Source organism: Nocardia asiatica NBRC 100129 (genome assembly GCF_000308415.1).
GTDB lineage: Bacteria > Actinomycetota > Actinomycetes > Mycobacteriales > Mycobacteriaceae > Nocardia > Nocardia asiatica.
This window is the reverse complement of sequence record NZ_BAFS01000007.1, coordinates 66,750-88,230: the sequence shown is the minus strand read 5'-3', so window position 1 is coordinate 88,230 and position 21,481 is coordinate 66,750. Positions and strand designations below refer to the sequence as shown.

Annotated in this window: 20 protein-coding genes and 1 tRNA gene; 12 read left to right on the top strand and 9 right to left on the bottom strand. The window is 68.3% G+C overall.

Annotation, left to right across the window (positions count from 1 at the left end; genetic code table 11):
• The first annotated feature begins 20 nt into the window (after nucleotides 1-20).
• Entirely contained in the window at nucleotides 21-1,094 is a 1,074-nt protein-coding gene (gene hisC / locus ON27_RS01185; RefSeq protein ID WP_043717993.1) for a histidinol-phosphate transaminase, read from the top strand.
• Here the strand turns inward: hisC and ON27_RS01180 are convergent.
• Nucleotides 1,091-2,041: an alpha/beta hydrolase gene (locus tag ON27_RS01180; RefSeq protein WP_245559738.1), complete on the bottom strand. Its 951-nt coding sequence runs from the start codon at nucleotides 2,039-2,041 to the stop codon at nucleotides 1,091-1,093. The two genes, hisC and ON27_RS01180, sit on opposite strands and share 4 nt — an antisense overlap.
• A 194-nt stretch (nucleotides 2,042-2,235) precedes the next feature.
• Nucleotides 2,236-2,742 carry a HoxN/HupN/NixA family nickel/cobalt transporter gene (locus ON27_RS01175; protein ID WP_083887319.1) on the bottom strand — a complete coding sequence of 169 codons (507 nt, stop codon included), beginning with the start codon at nucleotides 2,740-2,742 and terminating at the stop codon, nucleotides 2,236-2,238.
• A 524-nt stretch (nucleotides 2,743-3,266) separates the two neighbouring features.
• On the opposite strand from ON27_RS01175, the gene ON27_RS01170 reads away from it, so the two are divergent.
• Nucleotides 3,267-4,340 carry a nitric oxide synthase oxygenase gene (locus tag ON27_RS01170; protein ID WP_083887318.1) on the top strand — a complete coding sequence of 358 codons (1,074 nt, stop codon included), beginning with the start codon at nucleotides 3,267-3,269 and terminating at the stop codon, nucleotides 4,338-4,340.
• Between the two features lie 9 nt (nucleotides 4,341-4,349).
• On the opposite strand, the gene ON27_RS42615 is transcribed toward ON27_RS01170, so the two are convergent.
• The 4 genes from ON27_RS42615 to ON27_RS01155 all read right to left on the bottom strand — a co-directional run bounded on the left by ON27_RS42615 (nucleotide 4,350) and on the right by ON27_RS01155 (nucleotide 6,762).
• Nucleotides 4,350-4,571, bottom strand: a complete 222-nt coding sequence (locus tag ON27_RS42615; protein WP_157227056.1) for a hypothetical protein — start codon at nucleotides 4,569-4,571, stop codon at nucleotides 4,350-4,352.
• Between the two features lie 418 nt (nucleotides 4,572-4,989).
• Nucleotides 4,990-5,074 (bottom strand) — tRNA-Ser (locus ON27_RS01165).
• A 24-nt stretch (nucleotides 5,075-5,098) separates the two neighbouring features.
• Nucleotides 5,099-5,509 (bottom strand): MarR family winged helix-turn-helix transcriptional regulator, encoded by a 411-nt coding sequence (locus tag ON27_RS01160; protein WP_174377803.1) that lies wholly within the window; start codon nucleotides 5,507-5,509, stop codon nucleotides 5,099-5,101.
• A 131-nt stretch (nucleotides 5,510-5,640) separates the two neighbouring features.
• Complete coding sequence (locus ON27_RS01155; RefSeq protein WP_051046112.1) at nucleotides 5,641-6,762, bottom strand: alpha-hydroxy-acid oxidizing protein; 1,122 nt, start codon at nucleotides 6,760-6,762, stop codon at nucleotides 5,641-5,643.
• 177 nt (nucleotides 6,763-6,939) lie between these two features.
• On the opposite strand from ON27_RS01155, the gene ON27_RS01150 reads away from it, so the two are divergent.
• Nucleotides 6,940-7,944, top strand: a complete 1,005-nt coding sequence (locus tag ON27_RS01150; protein WP_043717981.1) for an NAD(P)H-quinone oxidoreductase — start codon at nucleotides 6,940-6,942, stop codon at nucleotides 7,942-7,944.
• A 15-nt stretch (nucleotides 7,945-7,959) separates the two neighbouring features.
• Here ON27_RS01150 and ON27_RS01145 read toward each other — a convergent pair whose 3' ends face one another.
• The gene (locus tag ON27_RS01145; protein WP_043717979.1) at nucleotides 7,960-9,162 is read right to left on the bottom strand and encodes a cysteine desulfurase-like protein; all 1,203 of its coding nucleotides are present in this window, start codon (nucleotides 9,160-9,162) and stop codon (nucleotides 7,960-7,962) included.
• A 252-nt stretch (nucleotides 9,163-9,414) separates the two neighbouring features.
• Here ON27_RS01145 and ON27_RS01140 point away from each other — a divergent pair, with 252 nt between their 5' ends.
• The 7 genes from ON27_RS01140 (at nucleotide 9,415) to ON27_RS01110 (ending at nucleotide 16,063) form a co-directional block, all read left to right on the top strand.
• Complete coding sequence (locus ON27_RS01140) at nucleotides 9,415-10,020, top strand: bacterial proteasome activator family protein (RefSeq protein ID WP_043717977.1); 606 nt, start codon at nucleotides 9,415-9,417, stop codon at nucleotides 10,018-10,020.
• Between the two features lie 270 nt (nucleotides 10,021-10,290).
• The gene (wzm, locus tag ON27_RS01135; RefSeq protein WP_083887317.1) at nucleotides 10,291-11,124 is read left to right on the top strand and encodes a galactan export ABC transporter permease subunit Wzm/RfbD; all 834 of its coding nucleotides are present in this window, start codon (nucleotides 10,291-10,293) and stop codon (nucleotides 11,122-11,124) included.
• Nucleotides 11,125-11,134: 10 nt separating this feature from the next.
• The gene (gene wzt / locus ON27_RS01130; protein ID WP_043717973.1) at nucleotides 11,135-11,971 is read left to right on the top strand and encodes a galactan export ABC transporter ATP-binding subunit Wzt/RfbE; all 837 of its coding nucleotides are present in this window, start codon (nucleotides 11,135-11,137) and stop codon (nucleotides 11,969-11,971) included.
• Nucleotides 11,968-12,996, top strand: coding sequence for a galactofuranosyltransferase GlfT1 (gene glfT1 / locus ON27_RS01125; RefSeq protein ID WP_245559736.1), 1,029 nt, complete (start codon nucleotides 11,968-11,970; stop codon nucleotides 12,994-12,996). The genes wzt and glfT1 overlap by 4 nt, the downstream gene beginning before the upstream one ends.
• A 250-nt stretch (nucleotides 12,997-13,246) precedes the next feature.
• Nucleotides 13,247-14,293: a ribosome small subunit-dependent GTPase A gene (gene rsgA / locus ON27_RS01120; protein WP_043717971.1), complete on the top strand. Its 1,047-nt coding sequence runs from the start codon at nucleotides 13,247-13,249 to the stop codon at nucleotides 14,291-14,293.
• Nucleotides 14,294-14,350: 57 nt separating this feature from the next.
• On the top strand, nucleotides 14,351-15,067 hold the full coding sequence (locus ON27_RS44565) for a chromosomal replication initiator protein DnaA (RefSeq protein WP_245559741.1): 717 nt from the start codon (nucleotides 14,351-14,353) through the stop codon (nucleotides 15,065-15,067).
• A gap of 144 nt (nucleotides 15,068-15,211) precedes the next feature.
• A complete protein-coding gene (locus tag ON27_RS01110; RefSeq protein WP_043717969.1) occupies nucleotides 15,212-16,063 on the top strand; it encodes an SDR family oxidoreductase in 852 nt (283 codons plus the stop codon).
• 72 nt (nucleotides 16,064-16,135) lie between these two features.
• On the opposite strand, the gene ON27_RS01105 is transcribed toward ON27_RS01110, so the two are convergent.
• Both ON27_RS01105 and ON27_RS01100 read right to left on the bottom strand, forming a co-directional pair.
• On the bottom strand, nucleotides 16,136-18,052 hold the full coding sequence (locus ON27_RS01105; RefSeq protein ID WP_043717966.1) for a glycosyltransferase: 1,917 nt from the start codon (nucleotides 18,050-18,052) through the stop codon (nucleotides 16,136-16,138).
• Between the two features lie 134 nt (nucleotides 18,053-18,186).
• The gene (locus ON27_RS01100) at nucleotides 18,187-18,723 is read right to left on the bottom strand and encodes a GtrA family protein (protein WP_245559735.1); all 537 of its coding nucleotides are present in this window, start codon (nucleotides 18,721-18,723) and stop codon (nucleotides 18,187-18,189) included.
• Nucleotides 18,724-18,867: 144 nt separating this feature from the next.
• Between ON27_RS01100 and ON27_RS01095 the strand changes: the two genes are divergently transcribed.
• Together ON27_RS01095 and ON27_RS01090 are read left to right on the top strand one after the other, a co-directional pair.
• The gene (locus ON27_RS01095; protein WP_043717960.1) at nucleotides 18,868-19,854 is read left to right on the top strand and encodes a glycosyltransferase; all 987 of its coding nucleotides are present in this window, start codon (nucleotides 18,868-18,870) and stop codon (nucleotides 19,852-19,854) included.
• Nucleotides 19,851-21,446 carry a DUF2142 domain-containing protein gene (locus ON27_RS01090; protein WP_043717957.1) on the top strand — a complete coding sequence of 532 codons (1,596 nt, stop codon included), beginning with the start codon at nucleotides 19,851-19,853 and terminating at the stop codon, nucleotides 21,444-21,446. Before ON27_RS01095 ends, ON27_RS01090 begins: the two co-directional genes overlap by 4 nt.
• Nucleotides 21,447-21,481 lie beyond the last annotated feature (35 nt).

The window sequence follows — 21,481 nt, the reverse complement described above, 5'->3', positions numbered from 1 at the left end:
GGCGCGGATAGGGTTGGAGTGTGACAGCGCAGATCCGGCCGGACCTCGAATCGATCCCGGCGTACACCCCCGGCCGCAGCAATCCCGGCGCGGTCAAGCTGGCCAGCAACGAGACGACCGTCCCTCCGCTGCCCGCGGCGGCCAAAGCCATCGCCGAGGCGGCCGAGCTGGCCCACCGGTATCCGGACAATCAGGTCACGGAGCTGCGTACGGCGCTGGCCGAGTTCCTCGGGGTCGGCTTCGAGAATGTCGCGGTGGGCTGTGGCAGCGTCGCACTGTGCCAGGAGCTGGTGCAGATCACCTGCGCGTCGCCGTCGGACGAGGTGCTGTTCGCCTGGCGCTCGTTCGAGGCGTACCCGATCGTCACCAAGGTGGGCAACGCCACGGCCGTGCAGGTGCCGTTGACGGCGGGTCAGGTGCACGATCTGGACGCGCTGGCCGCCGCCGTCACCGAGCGGACCAAGTTGATCTTCGTCTGCAATCCGAACAACCCGACCGGTACCGCCGTCGGCAAGGCCGAGCTGGTCCGGTTCCTGGACGCGGTGCCGTCACACGTGCTGGTGGTGCTGGACGAGGCGTACTACGAATACGTGCGGCTGGCCGATCACCCCGACGGCGTCGAGATCGGCCGCACCCGGCCCAATGTGGTTGTGCTGCGCACCTTCTCCAAGGCATACGGGCTGGCCGGGCTGCGCGTGGGCTACGCGGTGGGCGACCCGGCCGTGATCACGGCGCTGCTGAAGGTGCACATCCCGTTCAGCGTGAACCGGCTCGCGCAGGCGGCGGCGATCGCGTCGCTCGAGGCCCGCCACGAATTGCTGGATCGCACCGGCCTTCTGGTCACCGAACGCGAACGGGTGCGCGACGCGCTGGTCGCCGCCGGGTACGCCGTGCCGCCGAGCGAGGCGAACTTCGTCTGGCTGCCGCTGGGCGCGCGCAGCGCCGAATTCGGCGAGGCCAGCGCGGCCGCCGGGGTGCTGGTGCGGCCGTACGGGGCCGATGGGGTGCGCGTCACCATAGGCGACCCGCACGAGAACGATCTGTTCCTGAGCTTCGCCGGTGCGCCGGAGGTGCTCGCGCGGTTCCTGGGTTAGCGGACGCCGATCGCGGGCGCGATCGTCGGCCAGGACAAGGCCAGCTCGTCCGCCCAGTACGGCCAGGAGTGCGTGCCGGTGGCCCGGAAGTGCGCGGTGACCGGAATGCCGAGGGTCCGCAGCCGGTCGGTGAGCCGCCGGGTGCAGGCATTGGTCGCGGCCTCCAGCGGGCCGCCGAACGTGATGGCGCTCGGGAGGTCGACGTTCGGGGTTCCGGGCACGTCGTGCACACCGGGCAGACCACTGCCGACCGACAGGTAGATCGTCTTGCCCCGCAACGCGTCCGCGTGCAGGGTGACGTCGTGCGCCAGCCAGGCCGGATCGTCCTGCTTGCCGAACATGTTGTCCGGCTCGCCCATGTAGGTGGCCACCACTGCCCGCGCCTGCGCCTGGCCGATGTCGGTGCCCATCGAGAAGCAGCCGCTGTGCGCCGCGATCGCCTTGTACAGGGCCGGCTGACGGAACGCCAGCATCATCGCGGCCTCCGCGCCCATCGAGACGCCCATGACCGCGTTGGTGCCGTTGCCGTCGAACTGGGCGTCGATCAGCGGGGGCAATTCCTTGGCCAGGAACGTCTCCCACTTGTTGGTGCCGAGCACCGGGTCGGGCTGCTGCCAGTCGGTGTAGAAACTGGCCGGACCGCCGACGGTGAGCACCACGTTGACGTCCTTGTCCGCGTAGAAGCGGTCCGCGTGCCCGAGTTCGGTCCAGTTGTTGCTGTCGGGGCTCGCGCTGCGCCCGTCGAGCATGTACACCGTCGGGCGCGGACGCGACTGGTCGCGCGGAAGCAGTACCTGCACCTCGACCACCCGGCTCATCGCGGGCGAGGCGACGAAGACCCGCAGCCACCGATCGTTGATCGGTTCGACGCGCTCGATCCGCGGGGTGGAGGGTTGCTTACTTGTCGGCTCGGCCGGGCCGGGACCATCCGAGGACCCGCTGTTCACCGGTGGAGGCTTCCCGGGCGCCGCAATGACCTGCGGGGCGCCGAACCCCACCGCACCGGAGACAAGTGCGGCGCTTATCAGGACGCTGGAGACCCAACGCCGCACGCCCCGCCGAGACAGCATGCGACCCATCCTGCCAGAGCCCCCGAGGGTGGGTGGCAGGCCATCACCGTGTCGAGGTCGGCGCGCGGCGCTCATCGTGCGGCCAATCCGTCCCGCCAGCGCCGCTCCAGTCCGGCGAAGCGCCACACCGCGATAGCGACCGCCCAAGTGAGCACGAACAGGCCCACGATGATGTAGCCGAGACCACCCAGGTCGAGATTGCCGATCCAGGCCACGATGCCGGATGAGACTTCGAGCCTCTCGGCGACGATCGAGACGATCTCCTGCCCGCCGATCAGCAGCGCCAGCGCGACCGACAGCCCGGTGATCACCAGGTTGTAGTAGATCTTGCGCACCGGCTTGGCGAAGGCCCAGTCGTAGGCGAAGCTCATGTACGAACCGTCCACCAGTTTCCGCGTCGTGTTGTCGATCGCGGCGATATGGTCGGCGTCGAACGCGTGCCGCATGCCGAGTGTGTACGCCGTCACCCCGAGACCGACACCGAAGACGGCACCCTCGAGCACATACTGCCCCGGCGCCACGAACAGCAAAAGCGTGCCCCAACCGAGGATATGAAGTGTGACCACGGTGGCCGCCATACCGGTGACACTGCGCACGAGCGAACCCCTCCACCCTCGAAAAGCGATTCGTGTCAACGATACTCGACACCGCTGATCGCACTGCCTGCCTTGGGGCGATCCAGCAAATCCAGCAAATCACGGCACACCGTCAGCACACCCGCCGTACGCTGAGCGTCGGTCCTTTTCCGGGTATCGAACTAGGACGGGCATGATCGCGTATCCATCGCACTGGCGTCGAGGTCACCGGGCTGAACTCGGGCAAAACGAGCAGACCGGCCGCTCGGTTCGCACTCGCGACAGCCCATCGGTAGTTCAGTTAATTGTCGAACAGAGGCTATTTCGTGGCATCTGTTCCGAACGCCTTGGTGGGCTGCCCGCGACACCGCCGGTGACCGCCACGCTCGCGCACTGATTTTCGCTCGACTCGATTGTTTCAGCACCGCAACTATGCCCGACCGGAGAAAACCGTGAATCCAGTGTCAGTCTCCTCGATCGAGAACGAATCGAATCCGCAGCCTTTCGGGTCCGATCTGCAACGCCGGATGCGGGAGTGCGACGAGTTCTTCCGGCTGCCCGAACTTGGGCATCTGAACCCCCAGCGCAGGCGTGGCGCGCTGGAACAGCTCGAACAGACCGGCGGCTATCTCCAGACCGCCGAGGAAATCTTGATCGGCGCCAAGCTCGCCTGGCGTAATCACGCCCGGTGCGTGGGTCGCAAACATTGGCGCTCGCTGAAATTGCTCGACGCCCGGCGCGTGCGCTCGGCGGGTGAGCTGGCCGAGGTCTGCTGGCAGCACCTGCACATGGCCACCAACGGTGGCGCCATCCAGTCGATGATCACCGTCGGCCCGCCGCGGCAACCGGACGGTCGCGAGTTCCGCATCGTCAGCCCGCAGATCATCCGCTACGCGGGCTACCGCAACGGGGACGGCACGGTCACCGGCGACGCCGCCAATGTGGAACTCACCGAATTCGCCATGCGGCTGGGATGGCGCGGCGCCGGAACGCCTTTCGACATACTCCCGCTGTTGATCAGCACGCCGGACGAGCCGATTCGCTGGTTCGACATCCCGCCCGAACTCGCGCGCGAGGTGGAACTCGAGCACCCCGAGTTCGAGTGGTTCGCCGGGCTGGGACTGCGCTGGCACGCGCTGCCCGCGGTGTCCGACATGAACCTGGAGATCGGCGGCATGACATATCCGTTCGCCCCGTTCAACGGCTGGTATCTGGGCGCGGAGATCGGTGCTCGCAATCTCAGCGACACCAACCGCTACAACATGCTCCCGCTGATCGCGGAGATGATGTGCCTGGACACCAGGTCCGAGCGCAGCCTGTGGCGGGATCAGGCCCTGGTCGAACTCAACCGCGCGGTGCTGCACAGCTTCCGGAAGGCGGGCGTGTACATGGTCGACCACCACACCGTGGCCAAGCAGTTCTGCGATCACGTCAAGCGCGAGGAAGCCGCGGGCCGCGCCTGCCCCACCGACTGGTCCTGGATCAACCCGCCCATTTCCTCCGGGCTGACCCCCACCTTCCACCGCTACTACGACCCGCCCGACCTGGACATCCGGCCGAACTTCGTCCGGAGGCAGTTCGTCGTGGACGGGGCGCTGTGACCCGCTCTATCACGTGCGCTGCCAGTGCCAGCCTTCTCGATCGTTGTAGGTGCACACCCAGCCTTGACCGCTGTATCCGGGGCCGTCGTACGACGTCCAGTTCGCATGCGCTTTATCACACGGGATGTGAGTGGGATATGCGTTGGCACTCGGCGCCGCGAACGCCAACGACCCGGTGACAACCGCCGCAGCGGCAATGACAAATGAAACCTTCTTGCGAAGGGTGGTCATGATTCCTCCCCGAACATACGAGTTATATCAATGCGAATCAGGCACTTGCCACAGTGACCACCGGTCCGACTGCCCAGCGAAAGACCGCCGATTGCCAGAATCCGCCCCCACCGCAACTGCCTGAAACAGGCCCGACTTCTCATCGACGACCGATCACAACCCCTGTGTGACAGCCGAACGATCGTGAATACAGTTGCGTAATCCCCCTTTCCCGGCGACCATCCTATGCATGGACGGTCGAAAAAGCTAGCCGTGCCAGCCCTGCCCGCACGAGTGCAGCGGCCTCGACGCGACGGCATGCGAACCATGGTGGGCCCGACCGTAGGAGGGGGTCCGGGGGCGAAGCCCGCCGGGCGGGGAGTGAGGGTTGCACCCCCACAAAACACTTTCCATGAGCATGGAAAGGCTACGAGTGGAGCGGAGACGGAGGGATTTGAACCCCCGGTCGCTCTCGCGACGCTCGCTTTCAAGGCGAGTGCATTCGGCCGCTCTGCCACGTCTCCAGGGACCTGATCGTAGCGGACTTCTCAGCCGGACCGCTTGCCGATTTCCTCGTCGACGCGGCCGAAGACCTCGCCGATCACCTCGAGCTGGGCCGGAGCCAGCAGGTCGATGAAGTGGCGGCGCACGGCTTCGACGTGGCCGGGGGCCGCGGCTTCCAGGCGGCGCATGCCCTCCTCGGTGAGTTCGGCGAGCACGCCGCGGCCGTCCTCCAGACAGGTGTTGCGCCGGACCATCCGCTGGGCTTCCAGCCGCCGGATCTGATGGGTCAGCTTGCTGCGCGAGGACAGCACGCCGTCGGCCAGCTCGCTCATCCGCAGCGAGTGGTCGGGGGCTTCGGACAGCAGCACCAGGATCCGGTATTCGGCGACGGTCAGGTCACTGTCGCGCTGTAATTGCCGATTCAGCGCCGTCATCAGGCGCTGGTGGCCGTCCATGTAGGCGCGCCAGGCGCGCTGCTGTGCCGGGGTGAGCCAGCGGGGCTCGGCCAGGACGCGACCGCTCGGTTCGGGATGCACGATGGCCATTCTATGCGCGGCGAACTGCGAAAATGAGCGGGTATCGCAGGTCAGCGCACCGTGGACAACAGTGCGCGACTCACCGCGGCCGGGTTCGCGCACCCCGACAGGCCCAGCGCGGAGTCGAAGTCCGCGAGCAGCACCCGCAGCGCGTGCCGCGCCCCTGCCGCGCCCGCCAAACCGAGGCCATAAGCCCACGGCCGCCCGTAGAGCACCGCCTTCGCGCCCAGAGCCAGCGCGACGAGCACATCCGAGCCGGTGCGCAGACCGGAATCGAACAGCACGTCGGCCCGGTCGCCGATAGTGGCGGCCACCGCGGGCAGCGCGTCGAGCGCCGCGATCGAGCCGTCCACCTGGCGGCCGCCGTGATTGCTGACCACCACCGCCTCGGCGCCGGCATCCACCACCTGGCGCGCGTCGTCGGGATGCAGGATGCCCTTCACGGCGATCGGCAGATCGGTCCACTCGCGCAGACGTGCCAGATCGGCGGGCCGCAGCGTGTGGTTGCCGAACAGTCCGGCCCAGGTGAGGATGGCCGTGCGCATCGCATCCTCGCTCTCCTCCGGCGCCGCGGGCAGCTTGGCCCGGAACACCGGATCGGACAGGTAGTTGGCGATGCCTTTACCGGCCAGGAACGGCAGGTGCGCCTGCTCCAGGTCGCGCGGCCGCCACCCGAGGGTCGGAGTGTCGACGGTGACCACGATCGCCGAGGCCCCGGCCTGTTCGGCGCGCCGCACGAAGGAGCAGGCCAGCTCGTCGTCCGCGGGCCAGTACAGCTGATACCACCACGCGCCCGCCGCCGCGCCGACGTCTTCGATGGTCGACGAGGCCGCGGTGGACAGCACCGTACCGATGCCCAGCTCCTCGGTCACCTCGGCCACGATCACCTCGCCGCGCTCGTGCAGCAGTTCGAGCACCCCGATCGGCGCGGTGAGCACAGGCGCGGCCAGCTTCGTGCCGAGCACCTCCACCGACAGATCGCGGGCGCCGGGCCCGGTGGAGCCGCGCAGCATCCGCGGCAGGAGACGGTAGCGCTCGAAGGCCGAACGGTTGGCGGCGGCGGTGCGCTCCGCGGACGCGCTGCCCGCGACGTAGGCGAAGGCGGCCGGATCCAGCCGCTCCCGCGCCAGCGCCTCCAAACCCGCGGCGGTCATGGGCAATTCGGGTCGCATGCCACCCAGTCCGCCCAGATAGATCTCGTTCTGAAAATCGATGAAGCCGCCGCTCACCACCGGAACGGTAGTCCGTGCCGCCGGTCACCGCAGGCAGCTTGCCGAATTGCGGCAGCGGCTGCGGCCTCGAAGGGGGGCAGCGCGCAGCCGTCGGTCCGCGCGGAGCACTATGGCACGGTGCGTGCGATAGATCTGAGAGGTTTCGGCGGACCCGAGGTCATGGTCTCGACGGAGGTGCCCGATCCCGAGCCCGGACACGGCGAAGTGCTGATCGAGGTGGCCGCGGCGGGCGTCAACCGCGCCGATCTCTTGCAGCGTCAGGGCTACTATCCGCCCCCACCCGGCGCCAGCCCGCTGCTGGGACTCGAGTGCTCGGGCGAAATCGCGGAACTCGGGGACGGCGTGCGGGAGTGGGCGGTCGGCGACCGGGTCTGTGCGCTGCTTTCCGGTGGCGGTTACGCCGAACGGGTCGTGGTGCCCGCCACCCAGGTGCTTCCGGTTCCCGACGCCCTCGACTTGGGCGCGGCGGCCGGGCTGCCCGAAGCAGCGGCGACAGTGTGGTCGAACCTGGTGATGACGGCCGGTCTGCGAGCCAACCAGCTGGTGTTGATCCACGGCGGCGGCAGCGGGATCGGCACGCACGCAATCCAGGTGGCCAAGGCTCTCGGCGCGCGCGTCGCGGTGACCGCCGGTTCGGCCGAGAAGCTGGCGCGCTGCGCGGAACTCGGGGCGGACGTGCTGATCAACTACAGAGAAGACGATTTCGTCGCCGCTGTGCGCGCCGAGCGGTCGGGCGCGGGCAGCCCCGGCGCGGACGTGATCCTCGACATCATGGGCGCGGCCTACCTGGGACGCAACGTCGAGGCGCTGGCCGAGCACGGCCGCCTCGTGGTGATCGGCATGCAGGGTGGCGTGAGCGCCGAGCTGAACCTGGGCGCGCTGCTGCGCAAATGGGGCACGGTCCACGCCACGAACGTGCGCGCGCGCCCGGCCACCGGCGTCGGCAGTAAGGCCGAGATCGTCGCCGAGGTGCGCAGGCGGTTGTGGCCGTTGCTCGCCGACGGCACGGTGGCGCCGGTCATCGCTGCCGAACTGCCGATCGAGGAGGCCGCCGAAGCGCACCGGCTGCTGGACTCCGGCGAAGCGTTCGGCAAGGTGGTGCTGCGGGTGCGGGAACTCTGAGCGCGGCGGCGCCGCTCACTCCAGTGCCAGCAGGGCCCTGCCCAGCTGATCGATCTCGAACTTGGTGGTGTAGGGCGCGAGGCCGATGGTCACCGCGCCGCCCTCGTCGTTGACGCCCAGCGCGTCCAGTAGCCTGCTGCCGCCGTGTACGCCGCTCACCGTGCCGATCCGGTTGTCGGCGAGCTTGGCCGCGACCTTCTCCGCCTGCATGCCCGCGAGGGTGAAGCTGACCGTGGGAATGCGGGTGGACGCGCGGCCGATCACGGTGAGGCTGGGGATCGAGTCCAGCATGCTCATCAAGTGCTCGAAGAGCTGGTCATGGTAGTCCTGCAGCGAGGTGATCGACATCTCCAGCCGCTCCCGCCGGGTGCCGTGCGCCCGCTCGTCCAGTCCGGCCAGGAAGTCGATGGAAGTGGTCAGGCCCGCCAGCAGCGCGTATTGGTGTCCGCCGACCTCCAGTCGTTCCGCGCCCTTCGCATAGGGGTTCAGCGACATGGACGGGATCCGGTCCAGGAACGCGGGGTCGCGGAAGACCAGCGCGCCGATCTGCGGACCGCCCCATGCCGGTGCGCTCAGCGCGACGACGTCGGCGTTCAGCTCATCGATGTCGATCAGGGCGTAGGGCGCGGCGCCGAACGCGTCGGCCACCAGCAGGCCGCCCACCTCGTGCACCCGGTCCGCGGCCACCCGCACGGCGGGCGCCGAGCCGACGATCGGCGAGGCTGCGGTGAGCGCGACCAGTCGCGCGGTGGGCCCGATCAGTTCCTCGAACTGCCAGGACGGCATCTCACAGGTCTCGATCTCCACCTCGGCCCAGCGCACGTGCGCGCCGTAGCGGTTGGCGATGCGCAGCCAGGGCGCCACGTTGGCCTCGTCGTCCAGCCGGGACAGCACGATGCCGGTGCCGAGGCCGAGGCGCGAACTCAGCGATTCGGCGAGCCAGGCCAGCAGGACCGCGCGGTCGGGGCCCAGCACCACACCCGCCGGGTCGCCGCCGACCAGGTCGGCCACCGCCTCGCGGGCGGCGTCCAGAATCGCCGCGCTGCGCACGGCGGCGCCGTTGCGGCCGATATGGGAAAAGGAAGAGGTTCGAAAACCCGTCGATACGGCGCGGGATACCGCGTCCGGAACCAGCATGCCCGATTGCGGGTCGAGATGGATCCAGCCGTCGCCCAGGGACGGTATCAGGCCCCGAACCCTCGCGACGTCGTAAGTCATGCTGGCCACTCTAAGGGCAGCGGGCGAGCCTGTGTAACCGCGTTCCCCTCCACATCGTGGCGGGAGCACAGCGACCTGGGACTCAGCATGGTGACCGACTTTCGACAAATCCGAACCACACGACCCGAACAGAATAGAACGCCGGCCACCTCCGGCGGCGTCGACCGGCGACGCGCGCCGCACCCCGCCGACGTCCCCGGCCGGGGACCACCGGCTTAGCGCGTTCGAAGCGAACACGACATGATAGGGACCATGACGCACTCGGATGAGGCACCGGACCACATCGTCGTTGTCGGACCCGACGGCAGGCCGTTGGCCATTCCGGCGGCGGCCGGCTCGGAGGCGCCCTTCACCGCGCAGGTGGTGACCGACGACAGTGCCGAGGACAAGTCGGCCGACCGCGACGACTCCGGCGAATCCCTCGCCGACATGGTCGAGCAGCCCGCGAAGGTGATGCGGATCGGCACCATGATCAAGCAACTGCTCGAGGAGGTGCGGGCGGCCCCGCTGGACGAGGCCAGCCGCAACCGTCTCAAGGAGATCCACAAGTCCTCGGTGCGGGAGCTGGAGCAAGGCCTGGCCCCCGAACTGCGGGAGGAGCTCGAACGGCTCACCCTGCCGTTCACCGACGACGGCGCGCCGACCGACGCCGAGCTGCGGATCGCGCAGGCACAGCTGGTCGGCTGGCTGGAGGGTCTTTTCCACGGCATCCAGACCGCGCTGTTCGCCCAGCAGATGGCCGCACGCGCGCAGCTGGAACAGATGCGGCAGGGCGCGTTGCCGCCCGGCATCCACGCCGCCGACCCGCGCGGCGGCCAGACCGGTCACGTCACCGGCGGTTCCGGCCAATACCTGTGAGACCGTCGACGCGCGTGTGCCGCGCGGTGGCGGGATGCCGCAGGGGTAGTCTCGTGCACCGTGCCCGCCGCTGCCGCTCGCTCCGACTCGGTCCCCGATCCGGGTTCGGTGCGTCCTGAAGAGAGCTCAGTTGGTTCCGATGACCAAGCGCGTTCCGATGACAGTTCGCCGACCTCCCCGGCCGAGCACACGACGCCCTCCGACGACTCGCGGGAGTCTGCGGTGAGCGCGGCCACGCCGGAGGCGCAGACCCTGCACGCCGGCGCCACCATGGCGAAGATCGTGCCGGACTCCCAGACGTTCCGGCGCGCGTTCCAGGATTTCGCGGGCGGGTTCGCCCAGCGCGAACTGTGGCTGTCGCTGGGCTGGCAGGACATCAAGCAGCGCTACCGCCGTTCGGTGCTCGGCCCGTTCTGGATCACCATCGCCACCGGCTTGCAGGCCATCGCGATGGGCGTGCTGTACGCGGCCCTGCTCGGCCAGCCGCTGCGCGAGTACCTGCCGTACGTGACGGTCGGACTGATCATCTGGAACGTGATCAGCGCGAGCATCCTGGAGGGCTCGGAGGTCTTCATCGCCAACGAGGGCCTGATCAAACAGCTTCCCTCCGCGCTGAGCGTGCACGTCTACCGGCTGGTGTGGCGGCAGCTGCTGTTCTTCGCCCACAACATGGTCATCTACCTGGTGATGCTCGCGGCGTTCGGCGTCTGGCGCCACCTCGGCGTGGCCAGTCTGATGGCGATCCCGGCGATCCTGCTGATCTTCCTCAATTCCATGTGGGTGTCGATCGTGTTCGGCATCTTCAGCACCCGCTACCGCGATATCGCGCCGATTCTCGGCAGCACCACGCTGATGCTGTTCGTGCTGACGCCGGTCATGTGGACGACCAAGACCTTGGAATCGCAGATCGGCAACGGAGACCGCGCGAAATTGGCCGAAATCGTGCCGACGTTCCACTATCTCGAAATCGTCCGGGCGCCCCTGCTCGGCGAGCCGCAGGCACTGCGCCACTGGGTGATCGTCGGCGCGATCACGCTGGTCGGCTGGATCGTGGCGATCTTCGCCATGAAGCAGTACCGTTCGCGCGTACCGTACTGGGTATAGGAGCGCCCCGATGAGTCGTGTGAGTATCGAGACCCAGGAGGCGTGGGTCGAATTCCCGATCTTCGACGCCAAATCGCGGTCGCTGAAAAAGGCGTTTCTCGGTAAGGCGGGCGGCGCGATCGGACGCAATCAGTCCGACGTCGTCGTGGTCGAGGCCCTCCGTGACATCAATCTCTCGTTGCGGGAAGGCGACCGGGTCGGCCTGGTCGGGCACAACGGCGCGGGCAAGTCGACGCTGCTGCGTCTGCTCTCCGGTATCTACGAGCCCTCGCGCGGCAGCGCGCGCATCCGCGGGCGGGTCGCGCCGGTGTTCGACCTCGGCGTCGGCATGGATCCGGAGATCTCCGGCTACGAGAACATCATCATCCGCGGCCTGTTCCTCGGGCAGACGCGCAAGCAGATGCTGTCGAAGATCGATGAGATCGCCGATTTCACCGAGCTCGGCGAATACCTGTCCATGCCGCTGCGCACCTATTCCACCGGTATGCGGGTGCGCCTGGCCATGGGCGTGGTCACCTCGATCGATCCGGAGATCCTGCTGCTCGACGAGGGCATCGGCGCGGTGGACGCGGAATTCATGAAGAAGGCCCGGCTGCGGTTGCAGTCGTTGGTGGCGCGTTCGGGCATCCTGGTCTTCGCCAGCCATTCCAACGAATTCCTCGCGCAGTTGTGCGATACGGCGCTGTGGATCGATCACGGCCAGATCCGCTTGCGTGGCGGCATCGAAGAAGTGGTGCGAGCCTATGAGGGGCCGGAGGCGGGGAATCACGTCGCGACGGTGCTGCGCGAAATGGAAGCCGAACGGGCCGGTGCGACCGAACGAGAATTGGAGAAGAATCAGGCATGAGTGAGCCGACCGGGCAGGACACCCCGATCGACGAAGGGGCGCAGGCCCGGATCGGCTCCGCGCCGGAGCAGGCCGCCGAGCTCGACGCCTCCGCCTCCTCGCCGGCGGCGAAACACGCTGCGAAGGACAACGATTCGCAGCCGCGCGTCGTGGCTGTCGTCGTCACCCACAAGCGCCGCGAGTTGCTCGCCGAGTCGCTGAAGGTGGTCACCTCCCAGTCCCGGCCGGTGGATCACTTGATCGTGGTCGACAACGGCAACGAACAGGAGGTCGCCGACCTGGTGCGCGACCAGCCGGTGGAGGCCACCTACCTGGGTTCGGCGCACAACCTCGGTGGCGCGGGCGGTTTCGCGCTCGGCATGCTGCACGCGCTGAGCATCGGCGCGGACTGGGTGTGGCTCGCCGACGACGACGGCAGGCCCGAAGGCCCCGACGTGCTGTCCACCCTGTTGGACTGCGCGAACCGGCACGGCCTGGTCGAGGTCTCGCCCGTGGTCTGCGATATCGACGAACCCGACCGCCTGGCCTTCCCGCTGCGCCGGGGAGTGGTCTGGCGCAGGCTGCGCTCGGAACTCGGCGACGAGGACTTCCTGCCCGGCATCGCCTCGCTGTTCAACGGCGCGTTGATCTCCGCGCAGGCGGTCGACGTGATCGGCGTGCCGGACCTGCGCCTGTTCGTGCGCGGTGACGAGGTCGAGGTGCATCGCAGGCTGGTGCGTTCCGGGCTGCCGTTCGGCACCTGCCTGCAAACGGCGTACCTGCATCCCAATGGCGCGGCCGAGTTCAAGCCGATCCTCGGCGGTCGAATGCATACGCAGTACCCGGACGATCCGGTGAAGCGCTACTTCACCTACCGCAACCGCGGCTACCTGATGTCGCAGCCGGGCATGCGAAAACTGCTCCCGCAGGAATGGATTCGCTTTTCCTGGTTCTTCCTGGTCACCCGCCGCGATCCGGCCGGCCTGCGCGAATGGTTCCACCTGCGCTCCCTCGGCCGCCACGAGCAGTTCGGCAAACCCGACTAGCCGGCGCCGGGTCGTCCCGGCGGAACCGTCCGAATCCGTGCGATCGGAAATTCGGTTGTGCGCGATGGGGACAAGTGCGAAGGTGGGTGGACTACGCGAGCGGAAGGAGGTGTGGACCGTGACGAGGAACGTGCGGATTGTCGTGTCCGGGCGAGCTGATCTCAGTCGCGCCGCCACACGAAACTCCACTTCACTCTCCGCTCGCTGAACCCTGGTCGGGTTCGGCGCCCGACGAAGGATTCCATCCACCATGGTCGACTACGACCTGCTCGTCCCTTACGGCTGGACCGAAGCCGTTTCCACCCGTTACGCCTCGATGATCGAGGAAGACTGCGTGCCCGCGCGAGTGATCCGCATGGATCGCAGTGAATGCGACGTGGCCACGCCGAACGGGCTCGCCCGCGCCCGCTGCCCGCGCCCGGATGCCGAGGTCAGCGGTTTGTGCACCGGCGACTGGGTGACCATCGACGCCACGTCGGCGGTGCGCGGCCTGCTTCCGCGCCGATCGGCGATCATGCGGTCGTCGGCCTCCGGCCGCTCGCAGGGCCAGGTGCTCGCCGCCAACGTCGACACCGTCCTGATCTGCACCGCCGCCGACGGCGATGTGGACCTCGGGCGCGTCGAGCGCATGCTCACGCTGGTCTGGGAGAGCAACGCCCAGCCGATCGTGCTGCTCACCAAGGCCGACGCGGCGACCGACCTCCCGCTGGACGACTTGCGTGCCGTCGCGCCGGGCGCTGCGGTGCTGGCGGTGAGTGCGAGCACCGGCCTGGGGCTCGAGGTGCTCACCGCGATGCTCGACGGCACCGTCGCGCTGCTGGGACCCTCCGGTGCTGGGAAGTCGACCCTCGCCAACGCGCTGCTCGGCGCGGAGATCTTCGCCACCAACGCGGTCCGCGACGCGGACAAGAAGGGCAGGCACACCACGGTGCACCGGGAACTGCGCCCGCTGCCGGGGGGCGGCACCCTGATCGATACGCCCGGGCTGCGCGGTGTCGGGTTGTGGGATGCCACCGAAGGCATCGAGAAGACCTTCAGCGACATCGAAACCCTTGCCGCTCAGTGCCGTTTCGGTGACTGCGCGCACCGGGGCGAGCCGGGCTGCGCTGTGCTGGCGGCGATCGAGGACGGCGAAATCACCCAGCGCAGACTCGACAGCTACCACAAGCTGGCGCGGGAGAACGAGTGGATGCAGGCGCGCACCGACAAACGGTTGCAAGCCGAACGCGATCGGGTGTGGCGGGGCATCACCAAGCAGCACCGCAAGATGTTCCGGGAGAAGAACTCGCGGCGCTGATCGAGCGAGGGGCACGGTAGGGTGCCCCTCGCATCGTTCGCTATCTGGGAGGGATAGATGAGTCAACCAGGCGGGTACCCGCCACACGGCCAGCAGCCCGGGCAATGGCCCGGGCAGCCGGCGTTCGGTCAGCAGCCGCCAGTCGGTCAGTACCCGCCGCCGCAGGCTCCGGCGCAGTACGCGCCGCCCGCGGGGCAGCATCCGAGCCAACCGCATCTCGCCCAACCCCAGGTCGGTCAGCCGCCCTACGGGCAGCCCGCGCCCCAATTCGGCCAGCCCGCACCGCAATACGGCCAGCCGCAGCCATACGGTGCGCCGCAGCAGTTCGGGCAGCCGCAACCGTACGGGCAGCCGCAGCAGTTCGCTCCGCAGCAGGGCTACGGCCAACCGGCCGACCCGCCGGGCATCACCATCGATGCCTCGTACTCGGTCTGGGCGTTCCTGCTCGCGCTGACCAAGCCGAAGATCCTGGTCAATGGCCAGCGGGTACCCAACACCCGCTGGGGAGCCAACCACATTCCGGTCGGCCCCGGGCAGTACCACGTCCGGGTCGCCACTCCGTGGCTGTTCGACATGGGTCCGGCGAACGTGACCGTGCCGATCGCCGACGGACAGGCCGCCCGGTTCTACTACAAGGCGCCCGTGGTGATCTTCCTCAACGGCGCGATCGGACCGGTTCCGCAGAAGGCGCCGGGCATGTTGTTCCTGTACATCGTCTGGGCGCTGGTCGGACTGATGTTCCTGCTGAACATCGTGGTCATCGCCTCGATCTGATCCGGGAGAGGGCACCGGCGCGCCGGTGCCCTCTCTTCGCACACCCTATGCAACTGATTGCATAGGAGCGGGGTTTACGCTTAGTCTGCAAAGCGGGTACAGCCGCGGGCTGCCGCCGGCGGCGGAAACGAAGGAGCAGCTCACATGACGGAACCGGGATCCAAGCCGCTAGCGGGCCGAACGATGATCATGTCCGGCGGCAGTCGCGGCATCGGGCTGGAGATCGCCAAGCGGGCCGCGGCCGACGGCGCCAACATCACCCTGATCGCGAAGACCGATCAGCCGCACCCCAAGCTGCCCGGCACCATTCACACCGCCGCGGCGGAACTCGAGGCGGCGGGCGGGCAGGTGCTGCCGTTCGTGGGCGACGTCCGCATCGATGAGTCGGTGGCCGAGGCGGTGCGCCGGACGGTCGAGCGCTTCGGCGGCATCGACATCGTGGTGAACAACGCCTCCGCGATCGACCTGTCCCCGACGGACGCCCTGCCGATGAAGAAATACGACCTGATGCAGGACATCAACTGCCGGGGCAGCTTCTTGCTGTCCAAGCTGAGCATCCCGCACCTGCGCGAATCGGCGAAGGCGGGGCGCAACCCGCATATCCTCACCCTGTCCCCGCCGCTGAACCTGGACCCGAAGTGGGCGGGCATGGCACTGGGCTACACCATCGCCAAGTACGGCATGTCGCTGACCACGCTGGGGCTGGCCGAGGAACTCAAGGGCGACGGCATCGGCGTCAACTCGCTGTGGCCGCGCACCACCATCGCCACCGCCGCGGTGAAGAACCTGCTCGGCGGCGAGGAGATGGTCTCCACCTCGCGCACCCCCGACATCTACGCCGACGCCGCCTACCTGGTGCTCACCGCACCCGGCAAGGAGACCAGCGGCAACTTCTTCATCGATGACGAGGTGCTGGCCGCCCACGGCATCACCGATCTGGACAAGTACCGCGTCACCCCCGGCGACGGCGAACTCACCACCGACCTTTTTCTCTGACGGTCGAATACGGCCGGATACCCCCGGTAGCGATCAGGGTCCTGATCGCCACCGGGGGCACCGCGGTTCGGCTCAGGGGCGCGGAGCGGCGGGCCCCTCGATCCCGTACAACCGCTCCCAGTTCTCGCGGCTGGTCAGTTCCGGCATGGCGGCACGGTACTGCGCCTGCAGAGCGGGCAGTTCCCGGCGCAACCGGCGCAGCACTCGCACCATCCGGCGCAGCAGCTGACGCGCGCGAGCCTTGTCGCGCCTGCGCACCCGGACACCGGACTGCGAGGCGTCGGTCACCACCACGTGGTCGAACAGCGAGACGTGCCACCAATAGGCGTCTTCCCTGGTTACGCCGATGATGCCGTGCTGGGTGCGGCCCAGCCACTGATTGATCGCACGCTTGACCAGCACCAGCAACGCGCGGCTGGGCTCCCCGCCCGCGCGCCGCAATTGGATGTCCGCCGAGCGGACCGGCGGCGTCGCGGCCGGGTGCTTGATCGTCTCGAGGTAGTCGGCCCGGCTGGTGCGCGCCGCGGCCAGCGCTTCGATACCGCCGTCCCGCAATACCTGCGGCCCCTTCAGGAAGTCCTCGATGCCCTGCAAGGTGGTGTGCACCAGGCCGTACTGCATCGCGACGAGCTGCTCGGACATCTCCCGGAACAGCTTGCGCGTGATTTCCTTCCCGTCCAGCTCCGTGTGCAACGAGCCGACGATCAGCGAGTTGCGCGTGCTGAAGTAGCGCGCCCAGTCGTCGTAGTCCTTCCAGTAGAAGTCCGCGTGCCACACCGCGGCGTTGGGCAGCGTGACGGTGACGAAACCGTGTTCGCGGGCCCGGACGCCGTATTCCACGTCGTCCCACTGGAAGAAGATCGGGATCGGCAGGCCGATCTTCGCGACCACCTCGGCCGGGATCAGGCAGGTCCACCAGGCGTTGTAGCCCGCGTCCACGCGGCGCTCCTGGTTCTTCTTCAGCATGCTCGTGTTGCGCAGCGCCTTCGGCACCTTCTGGCCGTGCCGCAGCCGGTGCAGGTGCACCTCCTCGGCGCCGACGTTGAGGTAGTCGGGGTTGAGCAGGAACAGCATCTGCGCGCCGACCAGAGTCGGTTCCACCGTCAGGTTGGCGAACGCGTTGAGCCGCAGCACGGTCTCGGGTTCGCAGAGGATGTCGTCGTCCATCAGGATGACGTCGGCGTGCTCGTTCACCGCGGACACCTCGTACAGGCCGCGGGTGAAGCCGCCCGCACCGCCGAGGTTCGGCTGGCGCAGGTAGCGCAGCTTCTCACCGAAGACCGGGACGACTTCCTGGTAGCGCGGCCGGTTCTCGACCAGGTCGGTGCCCTGGTCGACGACGTACACCGCGTCGATGGCGGCCAGCACGGTGGGATCGGAGGCCAGCGCGGCGACCGTCTCGGCGCAGTCCGCGGCGCGGTTGAAGGTGCAGATGGCGATGGCGACCGGACGGACCCGCTCCGGCGCGACGGCGGTCCAGGTCAGCTCCGAGATGCCGAGCGCGCCGCCGATGGCGTCGAACTCCACCCACAGCGCGCCGCCGTCGACGTACTGGTCGAGCGGGGCGCTCAGGGTCACCGGGCCGCCTGCGTCGACCCGCGCGGTATCGATGATCCGCCGGTGACCGGCGATGTCGGAGGCCACCAGCCGAATCCTCGCCTTGGCGACCACGTCGAGCACCATGGTGACCCGGACTTCGGTGACGGTGGTCCAGCGCTGCCAGTAGCTGGCGGCGAACCGGCCGAAGTAGGTGTTGGTGTGCGCGGTCGCGCCCTTGTCCAAGCGCAGCGTCTGGCGTTCCCGGTGCGCGCCGCCCTTCACCACGGCATACAGCTCGTCGCTCACCTTCGCCGACGGGCCGGTGAAGATGCCGCGCTGTAACACCAGCCGGTCCGGCGCCCGATGGTCGGCGCGCAGCGCGGCAGGCGCCTCAGCGGCCGTCGAGCGATCGTTTGTTTCGGTAACGGCCTCGATAGCCGACTGATCCATGAAATCCTCGAAATTCTCATTGTGCCGGACGGGACAGACACGCCCCTCGATGCCTTCAAGGCGGGGGTGAGGATATCAACCGCTGTGCGCGCTTGCCCGCCGTGCAGCCACGCCGACGTGTGGTCGAACCATTGCTAAACGTTCGCCGATTCGTTGTCGGTGGCGCTGCCATTGCCCGCGCGAGCCCCGGTGAAGACGAATTTGTCGTAGGCCCAATACCGGAACACCACGGCCACGATCTGCCCGATCAACGTACCGGAGATGTTGTCCGACAGCGGGCTGGACAGGTCGAGCAGGTAGCGGGAAAAGCCGAGACAGCCCAGTTGCAGGCTGATCGCCACGACGTTGAACACGGCGTAGAGGAGGTACTCGCGTCCGGGATTGTCGGTCCGTTTGTGCGCGAAGGTCCACCATTTGTTGCCGAAATAGGTCACCACCGTCGCCACCGCGATCGCGATGATCTTGGCCGGTAGTGGGTAGTGATAGAGCACGCCCTCACCGCCCCAGAAGACCAGGAGGTTGTACGTGCCCGCGTCGACCAGGAACCCGATCGCGCCGACCACCAGGAAAGCACCGCCTCTGCGCAGCGCGGTGAGCACTGTGCGAACGACCGTCGCGGTCTCCTGCTGCACCGACTCGTCCGCGGGTGCGGTGGACTCACTGGATGGCACCGACCGACGGTACCGCAGGCTCGGGCAACCGCCCACGACGGGAAAAACCGCTCCCGCGCACGGTGAGGTCGGCCACGCACAGGCTGTGAGATCCCTGTACCCTCCCCGTGTTCCCACATTCACCGATCGCGAGGATTGACCCGGGTGGACTCCACCGAGCTCCGTATTGCCGCCGTGGTTCCGTGTCACAACGAAGAGGCTTCGGTCGCCAAGGTCGTGGCAGATCTGCAGGCCGCCGTGCCGGGAATCGTCGTCTACGTCTACGACAATCTGAGCACCGACGCCACCGCCGAGCGCGCCCGCGAAGCCGGAGCGATCGTTCGGCACGAGCACACCAAGGGCAAAGGCAATGTGGTGCGCCGCGCCTTCGCCGACATCGAGGCCGACGTGTACTTGATGATCGACGGCGACGACACCTACGAGGCGTCCGCCGCGCCGCTGATGATCAAGACGCTGCTGGACGGCCCCTACGACCACGTGCTCGGCGTGCGTAAACAGGACGAGAGCGGCTCGGCCTATCGCGCGGGACACGAAACCGGTAACAAGGTGCTCAACGGCGTGGTCGGGAAAGTGTTCGGCGAGAACGTCGAGGACATGCTCTCCGGCTTCCGGGTGTTCTCCCGTCGTTTCGTGAAGAGCTTCCCCGCCGTGTCCCGTGAGTTCGAGATCGAGACCGAGCTCACCGTGCACTCGCTGCACCTGCGGGTGCCGAAGACGGCGGTGCCGGTTGGGTTTCGCGATCGCCCCGCGGGCAGCGAGAGCAAGCTGCGCACCTACCACGACGGTTTCAAGATCCTGGCCCTCATCGTCGGGTTGGCCCGGCACGAGCGGCCGGTCGCTTTCTACGGTCTGTTCGGGACGCTGAGCTGGCTGGTCTCGATCATCCTGACCATTCCGATCGTGGTCGAGTTCTACAACACCCACGAAGTGCCGCGCTTCCCGACGCTGTTCCTCGGCTTCACGCTGCTGCTGCTGGGCAGTCTCGCCTGGACGGCGGGCCTGATCCTCGACGGCATCCGGCGTTCCCGCCACGAGGCCGCGCGCCTGGTGTACCTGCGCTACACCGCGGTGGGCGCGGACGACCCGCGGATCACCGGCGCTGCCGCCCGTGCCGCCGAGGCCGGGCGTTGACGACCTCGGCGGATCCGACCGCGACGCCGGACAAGGATCTGGACGAGCCCGCGAACACGGCGCCACTACCCGCCACCGACACCGCACCGCTACCCGCGGTCGACGCCGAGCCGGCGACCGCGCCCGGCGGCGACCGGTCCGCCGGAGGCTTCGCGGGCCGCGCGGTGGCACGGCTCGGCGGGGCGACGATCGCCTTCACCCTGCTGGCGACGATCTTCGGCGCGCTGTTCACCGTCCTCACCCCGCCGTTCTGGGGTCATGACGAGATCACCCAGTTCGGTCGCGCCTACCAGGTCGCGCACGGCGGATTCCTGCCCCAGAAGATCCACGACGATCGCGGCGTCGCCTACGGCGGCGACGTCCCCTCCAGCATCACCGTGCTGATGGGCTACGCGCTGAAGGACTACACCACCAACCCCGAAGAGCCGGACCCGATGGTGGGCGACCCGGGCCGCTACGACCAGTTGACGGCCGCCGCGGTGTCGGACGCCACGGAGCCGGTCTGGTTCACCAATACCGCCGCCTACTCGCCGGTCCCCTATGTCCCGGCGGCCATCGGTATCCGTCTCGGTGAACTGTTCGGGCTCGATGTCGGCGGCCTGCTCCTGCTCACCCGCGTCGCCGGACTGCTCGCCTACCTCGCGGTGGTCGGGTTCGGCCTGTACGCGCTGCGCGCGCACCGGGTGCAGTGGCTGGCGTTCACCGTCGCCGTGCTGCCGATCGCGGTGTTCCAGGCGGGCACGGTCACGGCCGACACCATGACCAACGCGCTGGCCATCCTGGTCTCCGCGCTGCTGGTGAAGGCCGTGTTCCTCGGCGAGCGCCTGGGCCGGGTGGAGATCGGCGCGCTGCTGGCCGCGACGATCCTGCTGCCGGTGAGCAAGCCGACCTACGTGCTGCTCGCGCTGCTGGTGGCCCTGGTCCCCGCGGACCGGTTCGGGTTCACCGGTTGGCGGCGCGGTATCCCGTGGGTCTTCGCCGCCACCGGCGCGCTCGCCTTCGCGGTGTGGATGAAGATCGCGGCGCCGACCGGCGACGGCATGGGCTTGATGCGTCCGCAGCACCAGTGGCACTCGGTGCGTCCCGGCGATCAGCTCAGCGGCATCCTGCGCGACCCGCCGGAGTTCGCGCACGTGTTCGGCGAGAGCATCGCGCTGCGCGACCAGCGCTGGTTCAGCCAGTTCTTCGGCGAACTCGGCTTCGCCTACGTCGACGTGCCCGCTCTCTCGATGCTGGCCTGCCTGCTGGCGTTCGCGGTGAGTCTCGGCGTCGCCGAGCGGATGACCGCGCCGGCTTTCCGCCGCACGCTGCTCGTCGCGCTCACCATGGCCGCGAGCGTCGCGATGATCTACGTGACGCTCTACATGTCGTTCACGCCGGTCGGCTACTACATCGTCGACGGCGTGCAGGGCCGCTACTTCGTGCCGCTGGCGATCGTCACCTTCGCGGTGCTGCTGCGCTGGATGCCCCTGCGGCTCACCGATTCCATGGGCAAGACCCCGTCGGTGGGCCCGGCCGTCACCGTGGTCGTCGCGGCGAGTGTGGCGTTGGTGGCGGCGGCGGCGAAGTACTACACCATCGTCTGGGGTTGAGCGAGAAGGTATCCGGTGCGGCGCCGCGGGACCGG